This is a genomic window from Roseibium sp. (genome assembly GCF_039982295.1).
Taxonomy (GTDB): domain Bacteria; phylum Pseudomonadota; class Alphaproteobacteria; order Rhizobiales; family Stappiaceae; genus Roseibium.
On record NZ_JBDWYP010000064.1, the window covers coordinates 185,729 to 201,280 of the forward strand.

Annotated in this window: 17 protein-coding genes; 13 read left to right on the forward strand and 4 right to left on the reverse strand. The window is 57.7% G+C overall.

The window, feature by feature from the left end; translation table 11 throughout:
* Positions 1–5 precede the first annotated feature (5 nt).
* The 6 genes from ABJZ52_RS13805 to ABJZ52_RS13830 all read left to right on the forward strand — a co-directional run bounded on the left by ABJZ52_RS13805 (position 6) and on the right by ABJZ52_RS13830 (position 4,458).
* On the forward strand, positions 6–938 hold the full coding sequence (locus ABJZ52_RS13805) for an electron transfer flavoprotein subunit alpha/FixB family protein (RefSeq protein WP_348200049.1): 933 nt from the start codon (positions 6–8) through the stop codon (positions 936–938).
* Positions 939–1,079: 141 nt separating this feature from the next.
* Entirely contained in the window at positions 1,080–1,961 is an 882-nt protein-coding gene (locus tag ABJZ52_RS13810; protein ID WP_348191892.1) for a 3-hydroxybutyryl-CoA dehydrogenase, read from the forward strand.
* A 14-nt stretch (positions 1,962–1,975) separates the two neighbouring features.
* Positions 1,976–3,454, forward strand: a complete 1,479-nt coding sequence (locus tag ABJZ52_RS13815) for an AMP-binding protein (RefSeq protein WP_348191889.1) — start codon at positions 1,976–1,978, stop codon at positions 3,452–3,454.
* Between the two features lie 73 nt (positions 3,455–3,527).
* On the forward strand, positions 3,528–3,740 hold the full coding sequence (locus ABJZ52_RS13820) for a hypothetical protein (RefSeq protein WP_348191886.1): 213 nt from the start codon (positions 3,528–3,530) through the stop codon (positions 3,738–3,740).
* Between the two features lie 214 nt (positions 3,741–3,954).
* Positions 3,955–4,215 (forward strand): hypothetical protein, encoded by a 261-nt coding sequence (locus ABJZ52_RS13825; RefSeq protein WP_348191883.1) that lies wholly within the window; start codon positions 3,955–3,957, stop codon positions 4,213–4,215.
* 36 nt (positions 4,216–4,251) lie between these two features.
* Complete coding sequence (locus tag ABJZ52_RS13830) at positions 4,252–4,458, forward strand: hypothetical protein (protein WP_348191880.1); 207 nt, start codon at positions 4,252–4,254, stop codon at positions 4,456–4,458.
* A 27-nt stretch (positions 4,459–4,485) separates the two neighbouring features.
* On the opposite strand, the gene ABJZ52_RS13835 is transcribed toward ABJZ52_RS13830, so the two are convergent.
* Positions 4,486–5,148 (reverse strand): TlpA disulfide reductase family protein, encoded by a 663-nt coding sequence (locus ABJZ52_RS13835; RefSeq protein ID WP_348191878.1) that lies wholly within the window; start codon positions 5,146–5,148, stop codon positions 4,486–4,488.
* Positions 5,149–5,190: 42 nt separating this feature from the next.
* On the opposite strand from ABJZ52_RS13835, the gene argH reads away from it, so the two are divergent.
* From argH to ABJZ52_RS13855, 4 genes are all read left to right on the forward strand, one after another.
* The gene (gene argH, locus ABJZ52_RS13840) at positions 5,191–6,576 is read left to right on the forward strand and encodes an argininosuccinate lyase (protein WP_348191875.1); all 1,386 of its coding nucleotides are present in this window, start codon (positions 5,191–5,193) and stop codon (positions 6,574–6,576) included.
* 102 nt (positions 6,577–6,678) lie between these two features.
* Positions 6,679–6,924 carry a lipoprotein gene (locus ABJZ52_RS13845; protein ID WP_348191872.1) on the forward strand — a complete coding sequence of 82 codons (246 nt, stop codon included), beginning with the start codon at positions 6,679–6,681 and terminating at the stop codon, positions 6,922–6,924.
* 26 nt (positions 6,925–6,950) lie between these two features.
* Entirely contained in the window at positions 6,951–8,225 is a 1,275-nt protein-coding gene (gene lysA, locus ABJZ52_RS13850) for a diaminopimelate decarboxylase (protein WP_348191869.1), read from the forward strand.
* Positions 8,226–8,319: 94 nt separating this feature from the next.
* On the forward strand, positions 8,320–10,887 hold the full coding sequence (locus tag ABJZ52_RS13855; protein WP_348191866.1) for a TIGR02302 family protein: 2,568 nt from the start codon (positions 8,320–8,322) through the stop codon (positions 10,885–10,887).
* A 103-nt stretch (positions 10,888–10,990) separates the two neighbouring features.
* Here the strand turns inward: ABJZ52_RS13855 and ABJZ52_RS13860 are convergent, their stop codons facing one another.
* From ABJZ52_RS13860 to ABJZ52_RS13870, 3 genes are read right to left on the reverse strand one after another with little or no spacing between them, the layout of a single operon-like run.
* A complete protein-coding gene (locus ABJZ52_RS13860) occupies positions 10,991–11,389 on the reverse strand; it encodes a response regulator (protein WP_192109988.1) in 399 nt (132 codons plus the stop codon).
* Positions 11,390–11,393: 4 nt separating this feature from the next.
* Entirely contained in the window at positions 11,394–11,960 is a 567-nt protein-coding gene (gene hpt, locus ABJZ52_RS13865; protein WP_348191862.1) for a hypoxanthine phosphoribosyltransferase, read from the reverse strand.
* Between the two features lies 1 nt (position 11,961).
* Positions 11,962–12,861, reverse strand: a complete 900-nt coding sequence (locus ABJZ52_RS13870; RefSeq protein ID WP_348191859.1) for a zinc-ribbon domain-containing protein — start codon at positions 12,859–12,861, stop codon at positions 11,962–11,964.
* 195 nt (positions 12,862–13,056) lie between these two features.
* On the opposite strand from ABJZ52_RS13870, the gene ftsE reads away from it, so the two are divergent.
* The 3 genes from ftsE (at position 13,057) to ABJZ52_RS13885 (ending at position 15,538) form a co-directional block, all read left to right on the forward strand.
* Positions 13,057–13,716, forward strand: a complete 660-nt coding sequence (gene ftsE / locus ABJZ52_RS13875) for a cell division ATP-binding protein FtsE (RefSeq protein ID WP_348191856.1) — start codon at positions 13,057–13,059, stop codon at positions 13,714–13,716.
* Between the two features lie 8 nt (positions 13,717–13,724).
* Positions 13,725–14,765: an ABC transporter permease gene (locus ABJZ52_RS13880; protein WP_348191853.1), complete on the forward strand. Its 1,041-nt coding sequence runs from the start codon at positions 13,725–13,727 to the stop codon at positions 14,763–14,765.
* A gap of 71 nt (positions 14,766–14,836) precedes the next feature.
* Positions 14,837–15,538 carry a YdcF family protein gene (locus ABJZ52_RS13885; protein WP_348191850.1) on the forward strand — a complete coding sequence of 234 codons (702 nt, stop codon included), beginning with the start codon at positions 14,837–14,839 and terminating at the stop codon, positions 15,536–15,538.
* Positions 15,539–15,552: the final 14 nt, after the last annotated feature.

Below are 15,552 nucleotides of genomic sequence, written 5' to 3' on the forward strand. Positions count from 1 at the left end.
AATTCATGACAACACTTCTTGTGGCTGAACATGCCGGTGGCGAGCTGAACGATGCGACTGCGAAAGCTCTGAGCGCGGCTGTTGCTCTTGGCTCAGACGTTCATGTGCTGGTCGCTGGCTCCGGGGTGAAGCCGGTTGCCGAAAGCGCCGCAGCGCTGACCGGCGCTGCCAAGGTTCTGGTTGCCGAGAGCGCCGACCTTGAAAATCAACTGGCAGAACCGATGGCGGCACTCATTGTCGACATGGCCGGTGGTTATGAGGCGATCGTCGCACCGGCAACTGCAAACGGAAAGAATATCCTGCCTCGCGTTGCGGCCCTGCTCGACGTGATGCAGATTTCCGATGTGACGGCTGTTATCGATGCCGAGACCTTTGAGCGTCCGATCTACGCAGGCAACGCGATCCAGACCGTCAAGTCCGGTGACCCGAAGAAGGTGATCACGGTTCGCACATCGACGTTTGCGTCCGCTGAAGCTGGTGGGTCCGCTGCGATCGAAGACGTCTCTGCTCCCGCTGCCGCAGGCCTCTCCGAGTTTGCGGGCGAGGAACTTTCCAAGTCCGATCGTCCGGAACTGACCTCTGCGAAGATCATCATCTCCGGCGGTCGTGCGCTGGGCTCCGAAGAGAAGTTCCAGGAAGTGATCATGCCTGTCGCTGATGCTCTTGGCGCCGCTGTCGGTGCATCCCGCGCGGCTGTTGATGCAGGCTATGCACCGAATGACTGGCAGGTCGGTCAGACCGGCAAGGTGGTTGCACCTGATCTCTACATTGCCTGTGGTATTTCCGGCGCCATTCAGCATCTGGCTGGCATGAAAGATTCCAAGGTGATCGTTGCGATCAACAAGGATGAGGAAGCGCCGATCTTCCAGGTTGCAGACTATGGTCTGGTCGCTGATCTCTTCGAGGTGCTACCTGACCTGAAAGCAGCCGTCGAATAAGCCATTTGGCTTCAAAAGGAACTTCCTCGGGGCGGAAATGAGTTTTCCGTCCCGAGGTTCTTGCCGTCTCGCACCAGACTTGTCAAAAATAGCCCGGGCAGGACGGTCGCAGGGACCGTTACTCAAGGATCGGATTGGACGATGGTGGTCGAAATCAAAAAAATCGGCGTAATTGGCTCAGGCCAGATGGGCAGCGGGATTGCGCATGTGTGCGCGCTCTCGGGCTTTGATGTGACCCTGAGCGACTTATCGATGGACCGCATTGAATCAGGTCTGGCTTCGATCAACGGCAATCTCGCCCGGCAAGTTCAGAAGGGTCAGATCAGCGAAGAGGAACGTAGCGCAGCGCTTGGGCGGATTTCTCCAGCTCAAGATCTCGATCTCCTTGCCGATGTTGATCTGGTGATTGAATCTGCGGTCGAGAACGAGCAGGTCAAGCGAAAGATCTTCGCTCAGCTTTGCCCGATCCTGAAACCGGAAGCGATGCTGGCGACCAATACGTCGTCAATCTCGATTACCCGTCTTGCAGCCACGACAGACCGGCCGGAACGGTTTATCGGCATTCACTTCATGAACCCGGTTCCGCTAATGGAGCTCGTCGAGCTGGTCCGCGGTATCGCGACGGAAGATGAGACCTTTGAAGCAGCGAAGGGCTTTGTGAAGACCGTTGGCAAGACCGTTGCTGTTGCCGAGGACTTCCCGGCATTCATGGTCAATCGCATTCTCTTGCCGATGATCAATGAGGCGATTTACACGCTTTATGAGGGCGTTGGTTCGGTTGAATCCATCGATACCGCCATGCGGCTTGGTGCGAACCATCCGATGGGCCCGCTACAGTTGGCCGATTTCATTGGCCTCGACACCTGTCTGTCGATCATGCAGGTCCTTTACGAAGGTCTTGCCGATACCAAGTATCGCCCGTGCCCGCTTCTGGTGAAATATGTCGAGGCTGGATGGCTCGGTCGCAAGACTCATCGCGGGTTCTATGACTATCGCGGCGATGAGCCGGTCCCGACACGCTAACAACGTTTTTTGAGATGAACCTGGCCCGCTACTGCCTGACCAATGCTGCCGCTTCTGATGAGGCTGTGGCATTGGAGGTGATCGGGTCGGATGGCTTGCTGTTGGAGCGGTGGTCCTACGGCGAACTCGAAGACACGATCCTTCGTATCGCTTCGGGTCTTGGTGCGCACGGCCTGAAGCGGTTCGACCGGATTTTGCTGCGGCTTGGACATTCGAGCGACTTTCCGCTGCTTTTCTTTGGCGCGATCGCTGGTGGTTATGTTCCGGTGCCAACATCGGAAATGCTCACCGCCTCTGAATCCGAGGCAATCCTGAGGGACAGTGGTGCCTCGGCGATCATTCATGACGGGAAGACCGTTCTCCCTGACGGTCAGGGGCTGCTGATTGGTCCGCGAGAGATCGAAGCCCTGAAGGTCGACCCGGCTGGCTCTTACGCGCTGACCGAGGCCAACGACCCTGCTTTCCTGATCTACACCTCCGGCACGAGTGGAACGCCTAAAGGGGTTCTGCATGCGCAGCGGGCGGCTGCTGGACGTGCGCCCATGTACGATGGCTGGTATGGGATGCGCTCGAGCGACCGGTTGCTTCACGCTGGTGCCTTCAACTGGACCTACACGCTTGGAGTGGGTCTGATGGACCCTTGGGCCAATGGGGCGACCAGCGTCATTTATGACGGTCCGAGAGATCCGGAAATCTGGCCTGGTCTGATTGACGCCTGCGGCGCGACACTCTTCGCAGCTGTTCCGAGCCTCTACCGTCGCATTCTCAAGTATGGTGATGTTTCGCCAATGTCATTTCCGGCACTTCGCCATGGTTTGACGGCAGGGGAAGCTCTGGCAGCCGATCTGCACGAAGACTGGGCGATGCGAACCGGGCGTCCTCTTTATGAAGCCCTGGGGATGAGCGAGATATCGACTTACATCTCCAGCGGGCCGACAGTGCCGACACGTCCGGGGTCGCCCGGAAAACCGCAAGAGGGCCGGAAGGTCGCCATTCTCAGTGAAACACTGCCAGGCGAGATGTTTGCTGAAATCGGCGAACCGGGTTGGCTCGCGGTGCACGAGAGTGAGACTGGTCTGATGCTTGGATACTGGAACCGTCCTGAAGAAACAGAACGAGCCTTTCGCTCGGGTTGGTTTCTGACGGGAGATCGGGCTCGCGAAGATGAGGACGGCTACTACTGGTATGAAGGCCGGGCCGATGATCTGATGAATGCGTTCGGCTACCGGGTGGCGCCTGAGGAGGTTGAGCGCTGCCTCATTGCTCATCCCGGTGTGTCCGAGGTTGCCGTTACATCCCTTGAGATGGGGCCCGGGATCAGTCTGATCACCGCATTTGTGGTGCCTGCTGGTCCAGATGGTGTGGACGAGACCGCGCTTGCCGCGTGGGCGGGCGAACACCTTGCCGAATACAAACGGCCCAAAGCCTACCGTTTCATCGACACATTGCCGCGCACTCCGTCGGGAAAGATCCGCCGAAAAGTACTGGTTTAACGACCCTGCTAATATCTTGTTAAGGCAATGTTAAGCGATCTTAACCTAGAATTCGGCCAGACAGGAGGTCTTCATGGATTCTACAGGCATAGCTTCAGCGTATGTGACGATGACACAGTCCCAGACTGCGTCGGCTATCCAGACTGAAATCATGAAGATGGCGGCAGCATCCGAAGCGAATGTGGTTGCGCTTCTCGAAGCCGGTGCTCAAAGCCTCGAAGCGACAACATCCACGCCTGCAGCTCCCGGGTCCGGCCTTGGCGGCAACATCGACGTTTCTGCCTGATCTGACGTTACGCACAGTCCTGTTTTTCTAGAAATTATAATTTCGTTTGATTCCAGTGCGTTGTGCTGGGGTTGGTTCAATTTGAATCAAAAACTACTTCCAAGGTTATTTTTCCATCTATCCTGATATCAAGTAACTTATTGTATTTACGGATGTTTACTTCTTTTGACGCCATATAGAGCTCACTCTAGTGGTTCAAGAAATGGATCCGGAAATGCCCGAAGTCACAGGATATGGCTCCGCGCAGGTGTTCAGTCCCAGAGCGGGAGATGCCGGCCCGGAACGAACAGCTGAAAAGCTGCAACAAATTAATGTTCAGCAGGAAAGGGTCGTGGCGGAAACTGTGCAACGCCAAGCTGACCTGAGTAGCAACCGTGCTGAAACCCTCGCCCGTCAGGCAGAACAGATCGAAGGTCGTGTCCAGGCACGAGAGGCACAAGAAGGCCTGGGAAACAGGCTGGATGTCACCGTCTAACGCGCTCTTGGCCCCATCGATGAAGGAGAATGTATCATGGTAGAAATCTCGGGAAGCAGCTCAGCAGCCGCCAGCAACTACAATGTGCGCAGCGAGCTCGCGACAAACGCAGTCAAGGATGCCAACGAACAGGAACGTCAGATTGCTGATCGTCTGCAGGAAGCACAAGAAACCAAGCAGGAAGACCGCCGGGAAACCCGGCAGATTCCCGGCCTTGGAAATGCGGTCGACATCACGGCCTGATGTTTCTTTGTCAAATGCAGTCGCCGGCTAGCCGGCGATTGACTGGAGTGCTGCTTCAATCAGCTTTTTCGCCTCGCCGGATGCCCATTCTGCGGGGCCATACATTGTTCCGATCTCGCAATTTTCGGGCCCGATGAGAATAGTGGTTGGAAGGCCGGTGGCCCTGCCCTTCGCGCGAAGATCGGTCATGAGCTTGTTCGATGCATCGTGATAGAAGCTCAGATCGTCTACGCCGATTTCTTCCAGGAATGCCCTCGGCTTTTCCTCGCCGCCACGGTCAAGGTTGACGGCGACCACCTCAAAATCATCACTTCCCAGGTCAGCCTGTAGCTCATCCAGCGCCGGCATTTCCTTTCGGCAAGGCGCGCACCAGGTGGCCCAGAGGTTCATCAGGATCGTCTTGTCCTTGAATTCCGCCATGGTTGCCACCGTGCCATCCGGCTTCTTGAAGGTCAGCTCCGACAGCGGCAGTGCCTTTTGTGCGGGCAGGAACGCGGCGACTTCACCGGTTGCAAACGGTTTGATGGTCTTTGCGGTTTCCTGCGCCAGCGTGCAGCTTTGCGTTCCGTGTGAGTTGCCATCAGGGCCGACGATCACGTATACCGCCGCAAGAGCGGCTATTGAGCCGGCAACACCTGCTGCGACCAGGCGTCGTTTCGGGCGTTGAGCGGTTTCGGTCGGGTTCGTCATTCTTTCAGACCTCGCAAGGGGCATCTCTCAGGGGCACAGGGCATGAGCAATCGCATGTGGGGCGGCCGGTTCGCCGAAGGACCAGACGCAATCATGGAGGAAATCAACGCCTCCATCGACTACGACCGCAAGCTATATAGGCAAGACATTGCGGGTTCGAAAGCCCACGTGGCCATGCTTGCCGCCCAGGGAATTGTTTCGGGCGACGATGCTGCGAAGATCGCTCAAGGTCTAGACACAATCCTGTCAGAGATCGAAAATGACGAGTTCAAATTCTCGCGGGCGCTCGAAGACATCCACATGAATATCGAAGCCCGTCTGGCCGAGCTGATTGGACCGGCCGCGGGACGCTTGCACACAGGCCGGTCGCGGAATGACCAGGTTGCCACGGATTTTCGTCTTTGGGTCCGCGACACGATGGACACGCTGGATGAGCAGCTGACGGATCTGATGCAGGCTTTGGCTGAAAAGGCAGAGACGCATGCAGGCGATGTCATGCCGGGCTTTACGCATCTTCAGTCTGCGCAGCCGGTGACGTTTGGCCACCATCTTCTTGCCTATGTCGAGATGTTTGCACGCGACCGCAGCCGCGTTCGCGACGCCCGCAAACGGATGAATGAAAGCCCGCTCGGTTCCGCTGCACTGGCGGGAACATCCTTCCCGATCGATCGCAAGGCAACCGCGGAAGCACTTGGTTTTGACCGTCCGATGGCGAACTCTCTCGACGGCGTCTCCGACCGTGACTTCGTCATAGAGGCATTGTCAGCTGCGTCGATTTGCTCGATGCACTTGTCACGTCTTGCCGAAGAGATCGTCATTTGGTGCTCCGCGCAGTTCGGCTTTATCAAGCTGTCCGACAAATTCTCGACCGGCTCGTCCATCATGCCGCAGAAGAAGAATCCGGACGCGGCTGAGTTGGTACGCGCCAAGACAGGACGGATCTATGGATCGCTCAATTCGCTCCTGGTGATGATGAAGGGCCTTCCCCTTGCCTATTCCAAGGACATGCAGGAAGACAAGGAGCAGGCCTTTGACGGTCTCGCCAGTATTTCCCTGGCGCTCGCTGCGATGACCGGCATGGTCAAGGATCTCGAGCCCGTGACGAAAGTCATGAAAAAAGCTGCCGGATCCGGGTATTCGACGGCAACCGACCTTGCCGACTGGCTGGTCCGTGTTCTTGGTCTGCCGTTCCGTGATGCCCATCATGTCACGGGTCGGATCGTTGGAATTGCGGTCGAGCGCGGGATTGAGCTTCACAAGGTCTCTCTGGAAGAGATGCAGGGTGTCGAGCCCAAGATCACACAAGAGGTGTTCTCGGTGCTTTCCGTCGACAAGTCAGTGCGGTCGCGTACCAGTCACGGCGGGACTTCGCCTGTGAATGTGCGGAAGCAGGCGCGCCGCTGGTTGAAGGACCTTTCTAAAGGCTGACAGTTCTCTATCTCTGCAGAGCAGGACCGACGGGGTTGCCGTCTGCGTCCGGTCATGCGAGGAGAGAAGTCGAGTTTTCAAACGGATGAAAAGGGCCAGTCCATGGCGGCAAAACGCTTTGTGAACCCTGTTGTGCTTTGCAGCTTGTTTCTGGCCCTGGCATTTGGTGTCACGGGGTGTGGTCGACGTGGTGCGCTGGAAAGCCCTGCCGCCGCGGATCCTGCCTCCGTCGCCGTTGAAGAGTCAGGGGCCTATCTGAATCCGCCCGGCGCGGGCAGCGCTGTCGAGCGCCCTGGTGAGCCGTCGTCAGCCGTGCCTTCAGGCTTTATTCTGGACGCCCTGATCTAGTCAGGCTCAAGTTTCGAGGAATTCTCGTGCATCATTTTGCGTATCGTGGCGGCGCGCTTCATGCGGAAGGCGTGCCTGTGGAACGGATTGCCGAGCAAGTCGGTACGCCATTCTATTGCTATTCCAGTGCAACGCTTGTGCGGCACTACAACGTATTTTCCGCAGCTTTCGAAGGTGTCGACTCGCTTGTTGCCTTTGCAGTGAAAGCCAACTCCAACCTTGCGGTGCTGAAGACCCTGGCGGATCTCGGCGCTGGCATGGATGTTGTGTCTGAAGGTGAATTGCGCCGCGCCAGGGCTGCTGGTGTACCCGGCGAGCGGATCCTGTTTTCCGGTGTCGGCAAGACCGAGGGCGAGCAGTCCTACGCTCTTGATCAGGACATTCTCTGCTTCAACGTGGAATCCCTGCCCGAACTGGCACAGCTTTCTCGCGTCGCCGGTCAGAAGGGAAAGACCGCCAAGATCTCGCTGCGCATCAATCCGGATGTGGATGCGAAAACCCATTCCAAAATTTCGACGGGCAAGGCCGAGAACAAGTTTGGTATTCCCTGGCAGGACGCCCGCAAAGCCTATGCTGACGCGGCCAAGCTGCCGAATATCGAGATTAGCGGCATCGATATGCATATCGGATCGCAGATCACTCAGCTGGATCCGTTCGATTCTGCGTTTTCTCGCCTTGGCGACCTTATCGGATCGTTACGAGCAGACGGTCATGTGATTGAGCATCTCGATCTGGGTGGCGGTCTCGGTATTCCCTACGTTGTTGATAATGATCCTCCGCCGCACCCTGATGCCTATGCCGAAGTGGTTCGGAAGCATGTTACCAAGCTCGATTGCCGGGTGATTTTTGAACCGGGCCGTCTGATCGCAGGAAATGCCGGGATTCTGGTGACGAAAGTTCTGTTCGTGAAGGACGGAGCGAACAAGGATTTCGTGATCGTTGACGCGGCGATGAATGACCTGATCCGTCCGACGCTTTATGAGGCTCATCATGAGGTCGGACCAGTGCGTGAGCCAGCACCGGAAACCGGACGAATCAAGGCCGATGTGGTCGGTCCTGTTTGTGAAACAGGAGATTACCTGGCTCAGGAACGTGATATTCCAGAAGTGAAGTCCGGGGATCTCCTTGCGGTCTATTCGGCCGGGGCTTACGGTGCCACGCTTTCAAGTACCTACAACAGCCGTCTGCTGATCCCGGAAGTCATGGTAAAAGATGACGAATTTGCGGTCATTCGGCCCAGACCAACCTATGATGACCTGCTTGGTCAGGATGAAATTCCAGGCTGGCTCAAGGGTTCGTGACCCCAAAATCCAAATTTGGTTGTTTCAACAACTTGCCGTGACCGGTCTTATGCCTCACCTTGTTAGAGGGTGAGGCACGGACGGAGGCGCACTCTTGGATCGACGCGGCACGATTGACAGTTCGGGAGAGGCGAGCGCCCGGGAAACACGCCTTTCTTTCATGGCCAAGGCTAACGATCGCTTGAACAAGCTGGTCGCGCGCAGCCGCGCCGCTCTTTTCCTTGAGCGATTCTGGCGTGCCATCTTTCCTGCCATCATCGTCGTCTGCATTTTTGTCGGGTTCTCTCTGATTGGCGGATGGCTTCTTCTGCCTGCCTGGGCGCGGCTTCTCGGTCTTTGTGGTTTTGCTCTTGCGCTTGTCTGGTCGGGACGAGACCTGTTTGTGCTGCGCTGGCCATCCAGAGAAGACGCATTGTCCCGGATCGAAAAGACGACCGGGCAGGTTCATCGACCCCTGACTGCCGTTGAGGACACGCTTGTCAGCGGTGAAGATGACCCGGCGACACGTGCACTTTGGGAGCTTCACAAGAAGCGCATGGCGGCCGCCTTGGCTTCGATGCGCGCCGGACCTCCAAATCCCAAAGCCTATCGTTTGGATCCCTATGCCATCCGCATTGGCGCTGCGATGCTGCTCATCGTTGGTTTCATTTCGAGCGGCGAGGATGGTTGGTCGAGGCTTGGTTCCGCGTTCCGGGCGCCTGTCGATGTTGCTGCGGTCGCAAGCCGCCTCGATGCCTGGGTCACGCCGCCCCTATATACCGACAAGCCGCCGGTCTACCTGACCGGTGAGAGTGCAGCACTGCGCGACCCCGATGCCTGGATCAAGGTTCCTGAAGGTTCTGTCTTTGTCGTGCGAAGCCAGGGTGCGCGCGAATTTCGTATTGAGACCAGCGGTGGTGTCGCGATTGCGGATGCCGAGGCGGGTGCCGACGAAGCGGTCATTCAAGATGATCTGCCGATCGAGCGGGATGCTGTTCTGAACGGATCTGGCCGCATTGACCTTTATTCTGGTGAGACGCGGATCACAGGTTGGACGTTTGATGTCCTTCCTGACGATGCGCCTGAAATACGGCTGACCGACGATCCGGAAGAGCAATTGTCCGGCGCGTTGAAGTTTTCCTATCTCGTGAAGGATGACTACGGGGTGGTCTCGGCGGAAGCGATGATTCGCCCCACGCCACGCACAGGATCAAATTCTTCTGCGCCGCGTCCGTTGGTGGACGCTCCCCGGTTTCCTTTGTCATTGCCGCCGAGAGCTGGAACGGCAAAGACGGGAGAGACCATCAGGGATATTACGTCCCATCCCTGGGCGGGTTCCGAAGTCGAGCTGATCATGGTCGCGCGCGATCAGGCCGGTCAGGAAGGCGTTTCTCCGCCGCATGTCTTTACCCTGCCTCAACGGCCGTTCGTAAAGCCGCTCGCCCGCGCTGTTGTCGAACAACGCAGGGATCTGGCGCTGGATGCCAACAACCACGCGCGGATTCTTACGGCTTTTGATGGGTTGTTGCTGGCTCCGGAAGCCTTCGACATGGCGACGAAAGACTATCTTGGCCTCCGGTTTGCCTACAAACGTCTCGTTTATGCCCAGAGCGACGAGGACCTGAAGGAGCTTCTGCCGCTGCTTTGGGATCTGGCGCTGACTATTGAGGACGGCGATCTGTCCCTTGCCGAACGTGCCTTGAGAGATGCACAGGAGGCTCTGCGCAAGGCGCTCGAAAACGGTGCAAGCGAAGAGGAAATTGCGAAGCTGACCGAAAATCTTCGGAAGGCACTGAATGAATACATGCAGGCGTTGGCGGATCAGATGCGGCGCAATCCGCAGGCGATGCAACCCTTCAACTCGCAACAACAGCAGAGCCTGAATCAGCAAGATCTCAGCGAAATGCTTGATCGGATCGAAGAGCTGGCAAGGACCGGCTCGCGGGATGCGGCACGTGAGCTCCTGGCGCAGATGCAGCAGATGCTGGAAAACCTTCAAGCGGGCCGACCGCAGATGTCACCGGATGGCATGACAAGCGAAATGATGGAGATGCTGAACCAGCTGGGTGAGATGATTCAGAAGCAGCAGCAGCTGATGGACCAGACCCATCAATTCAATCGCAATGAAGGTCAGCAACGCCAGCAGCAACAGGGTCAATCCGGTCAGCAGGGTCAGCAACCAATGACTCCCGAGCAACTCGCCGAGGCTCTCAAGCAGCTACAGCAGGGTCAGGGCGATCTCGCCCAGCAGCTGCAGCAGCTGATGGATCAGCTTGGACAGAATGATCAGGGGCAAGGCCAGTCGAGCGAGCTTGGTCAAGCCGGTGAGGCGATGGGTCAGGCCCAGCAGTCACTCGGTCAGGGACAAGGCGAGCAGGCGCTCGGCCAACAGGGTGATGCCCTCGATGCTCTTCGCCGCGGGGCACAGGGAATGGCCGAACAGATGATGGGTCAGGGCAACGGACCGGGCATGGCACAGGGCCGCTCGCCGCTTGACGAAGACCCACTGGGACGGCCAAGGCGGACGGAGGGCCCTGATTTCGGCAATCAGGTCAAGGTGCCGGATGAAATTGATGTTCAGCGTGCGCGCAGGATTCTGGAAGAGCTGCGCCGCAGGTTTTCCGATCCGTCCCGGCCAAAGCTTGAACTCGATTACCTGGAGCGTTTGTTGAAACGCTATTGAAGTTCGGTGTGATCAGCGTCTTCAGAGTTTGCGAGAGACGAAAAAACCCGGTCATTGCCGGGTTTTTTGCTGAGTTCATTTCAAAATTTTCAGCACGTGGGCCCTAGCTCGCGTAGCGCCTGGTCTGCTCGGGCACGACCCCGGCGATCGCGTTGCGAACGGCAAGGCGAATATCGGCCAGGGAAAATGGTTTGGTGATCACATCATGCACCAAAGCGTCCAGGCCATTCGCGCGCTCTCGCTGATCGGCGAAGCCGGTCATCAGCAGTATCGGAAGAGAGGGCCAATCACGCGCTGTATGGAGCGCGAGGGCAATCCCATCCATCACCGGCATCTTGATGTCCGAGACCAGCAGGTCGAACTTTCCCTGCTCACGCGTGAGCACTTCAACGGCCTCGGCGCCGTCCTCGGCCGCCTTGACCGTATGACCGTCAAGTTCCAACGCACGCTGTACAAAGCTGCGGACTGCTTCGTCATCTTCCGTCAGAAGAATGCGAGCCATATGGTCAGTCTCCTTCGTTCTCCGCGTCGGCTCCGGTCTCCTCACCAGGAACGACGTAGCCGATGAACGGCAATTGCCGCCATGCGTGACCCATATCCATCCCATATCCGACGACGAACTTGTCTGGGCATGCAAACCCAACGTAATCGGCAGAAATGGCAGCTTTACGGCGCTCGGGTTTGTCCAGTAGCGCGACAATCCTCACTGATTTCGCGTCGCGTTTCAAAAGTCGCTCCTTGGCGAAGCTCAAGGTGCGACCGGATTCCAGAATATCATCGACCAGAATTATATCGCGGCCGTTAACGTCACTTTCGACATCGCGTAAAACACGGATATTTTCGGACCCTTCAGTGCCTGCGCCATAGCTCGACAGGTGCATGAACTCCATTTCCGGCGTCAGACCGGAACGATGCATCGCGCGGACAAGGTCTGCGGCAAATATGAAGCTGCCTTTCAGAACAGCGACGACCAGCAGATTTTCCGGTTTGGATTCCGAAATGGCATCAGCAAGATCCGCGACTCGTGCGGCGATCGCGTCTTCATCGAAGAGCGTATTGATATCGACTGTCATTTTATTCGAGTACTACCTGACGTTTGCCGCGGTCTATGAACCGCACCTGGATGTCCGAGGCATCCGATGGAGGATCCGCGAGAATGGTCCTGAAGCGTGTTTCGTCCAGTCCCTTGAGAACCTTGGTTGTCGGTTCCACTGTCCAGGCGTAGATTTCCTGAAGATCGCCGCCCCGTATGGACAGACGTACGGCGGGAACCGATGTGTTCTCGCCCAGTATATTGCGGATCGAACCCTCGACCACAAGTACCTGTTCGCCTTCTTGAAGCTCGTGAAATGTTCTAAGGTCCCTGAATTCCAGGCCGCGCAGGTTCACCTCCAGCCCAACAGCCTCGAAAAGGCTCGCCAAATCAGGAGCTTGTTTGACGATGCTGTCTCGAACCAGAACCATGGAAGCGCAGAGGGTAATTGATCCGGCAAACAGGCCAATACCGGCGACGCGCCGATAGTTTCGGCGCATCAGCCAATTCAGGATCGCACCAATGCGGTTTCGCTTGAACTTGTTTGGGTTGACCTTGATCTTCGGACGCTTGGCCAGCGTCTCGATGTCCACCGGCTTGTCGTCGTCTTCGCCATCCGGGTCGGCGACATCGGACTCTGCCTGCCTCGAAGGCGGAGGTGGTGGCGGAGGCGACGGGGTATCGTCTTCCTCTTCTTCCTCGTCGGGAACATCGTCAGCGGCAGACTCGCGGTCTTCTTCTTCGCCATCGGCGGCCCAGTTGGCGGCATCCTCGTCCTCTGGTTCTTCATCCAGAGGGAGATCTTCGTCCTCGGGTTCCTGTTTGGGGGAAACGAACCAACGGTTTCCACAGCGTGCGCACTTGACGCTGCGTCCCTGGTCGCCCAGGACTTGGGGCTTGATGTCGTAAGAGGTGCTGCAGTCCGGACATTTGATCTTCATCTGCGAAGACCCTTCGCCTAAATTTGATGTGACGGCCAAAACAAAGTAGCCGTTTGCGGTAAGATCCGGCAAAGATCCCCAGCTAAGTTGTCTGTTTTGTCCAGCCGGGCTCACTGCCTCCTACAGGACATTTATATGTTTAATGAAGAGTTAACACAGGCCCGTTAGCGTGCGGCCTTTCCAAGGAGGACACAGGTGATCCGCTTCGAGAACGTCGGTTTGAGATATGGCATGGGTCCGGAGATCCTGCGCGACCTGACGTTTCGCATCGAACCGCAGTCGTTTCAGTTTCTGACCGGGCCATCAGGTGCCGGCAAGACCAGCTTGATCCGCCTCCTATTCATGTCTTTGAGGCCCACACGTGGGCTTATCCGTGTTTTCGACAGGGACCTTTCAGTCATAAGCAAACAGGAGCTGCCGGAACTGCGCAGGAAGATTGGCGTCGTGTTCCAGGATTTTCGCTTGCTTGACCACCTGACCACCTACGAAAACGTCGCCTTGCCGCTTCGCGTGGTGGGGAAAGACGAGTCGGACTATCGATCTGATGTGGTTGAACTGCTGAAGTGGGTCGGCCTTGGCGAGCGCATGCATGTTCTGCCGCCGGTTTTGTCGGGTGGAGAGAAGCAACGCGCTGCGATCGCGCGCGCATTGATCACCCGCCCGGATGTTCTCCTGGCTGATGAGCCGACGGGAAACGTTGATCCGCCGCTGGCAAGACGGCTGCTGCGACTGTTCATGGAGCTCAACAAACTGGGAACGTCTGTTGTCATCGCAACACATGACATTGCCCTTCTCGAGCAGGTCAACGCGCGCCGAATGGTTCTGGCCGACGGCCGTCTCGAGATCTTTGATTGAGGCGCGGCATGGCAAAAGAGACCAAGAAAGTGCCCGCATCAAAAAAGCCAGCGCCCCAGGTGAAGGCGGCGCGCAAACCGAACCGGCCAAAGCTGCCGCGCCAGAAGACGCAGAAGAAACCAGCAGGTGAGAGGAGCAGCGCGCCGAAGTTCCGGTCGTTGACGCCGATTGTTCCGCCACAGTCGGTTGCTGGCCGCGCGCTGACGCTTGTCGTGGCGATCATGAGCTTTCTTGCCTGTTTGACCGTCGGCGGCGTGTCCGTGGTTTGGGATGCGGCGGACGATTGGCAAAACGATCTCGTCCGCGAGGTTACGATCCAGATCCGCCCTGCCGAGGGTATCGATATGCTGCGCGAGATCGACAAGGCCGTTGCCCTGACACAAGAGTTTCCCGGTGTCGAAACGGTGCGCGCGCTCTCCGATGATGAAACGCGGGCGTTGCTGCAACCCTGGCTGGGAGATGGGCTCGAGCTTGAGAGTCTTCCCGTCCCCAGGCTGATCCAGATCACGGTGGATGATCCCGAAGCGCTTGATCTGTCCCAATTGAGAGCGGCGCTCGAGCAGGAGGTGATCGGCGCAAGCCTGGATGATCACTCAATCTGGACGTCCCGTCTTTCGGCCATGGCGGGGGCGGTCGTCTTGGGGGGCTTTGCGATCTTGGCCCTTGTCCTCGGCTCGATGGTGCTCAGTGTCGTCTTTGCGACCCAGTCGGCGATGGCGGGGAACAAGGATGTCGTGTCGGTGCTGCATTTTGTGGGGGCCGAGGACAGTTTTATCGCGCGCGAATTCCAGCGGCATTTTCTCGTTCTGGGGCTCAAGGGCGGCATTTCAGGTGGCGCCATTGCATCGCTGGCGTTCCTGATGCTCGACCTGTTCACCCGCCGTGGCTCCGGACAGGCGGGTTCGGATCAATTGTCCGCTCTTTTTGGAACGGTGTCGGTGAGCCTTCCGGGCTATCTCGGCGTCATCGCTGTCGTCTTTCTTGTGGCTGTTCTGACGGCCTTGACGTCGGGTCTGGCCGTAAAGGCACACTTGAAGCGTGCCGACTGAGGTTTTGCCTTGTGTTTGCCTCCAAATATTCCGAATCACCTATGATACTGGTGACAGAAAGCCGTTAGACGATGCTAGGGAAAGGTCCGGTCGAGGTGGAAACCGCGTCTGGTGAAAGCGGGCAAATGCCGCAAGCGGTCGATACGACCCCCGAGACCGGAGCGCCAAAGCGCCCGCCGGTGCGACGGCGCGCGCTCACTTGCCTGTTGGTCGGCGTGCTCTGTCTGGCGCTTCTTGTGTCGTTTCTCGATTTCGCGCAACGGGTTGGAAGCATTTCGATGCCCGGTGATCCGCGTGCGGATGCCATTGTCGTTTTGACCGGCGGCACAGAGCGTGTGGAGCGGGCTGTCTCGCTCTTGTCGGAAGGGCGCGCGATGCGCCTGCTTATCTCTGGCGTCCACCCTGGGACGACGCGCAAACAGATTGCCTCCATCACCTCCGCCGACATGCCCTTGTTCGATTGTTGTGTGGATCTCGACCGCCTCGCCCTGAATACGGCCGGCAATGCGACCGAGACAGCCGCCTGGGCGCAGTCTCACGCCTTTCGTTCCCTGCTGGTGGTGACGAGTGCCTATCACCTTCCGCGGGCCCAGGCAGAACTTGCAGAAGCCCTGCCGGATGTGGATCTCGTGGCCTACCCGGTCTATCCGTCCGGGCTTGACCTGAAAGCTTGGTATCTCAGCCCGAAGACGATCCACCTTCTCATGCGCGAATATGTGAAGTATACCCTCGCTCGTCTCAGGATCGTCGCGACGCACCTCACGTCCTTTTAACAAGACGTGTGATG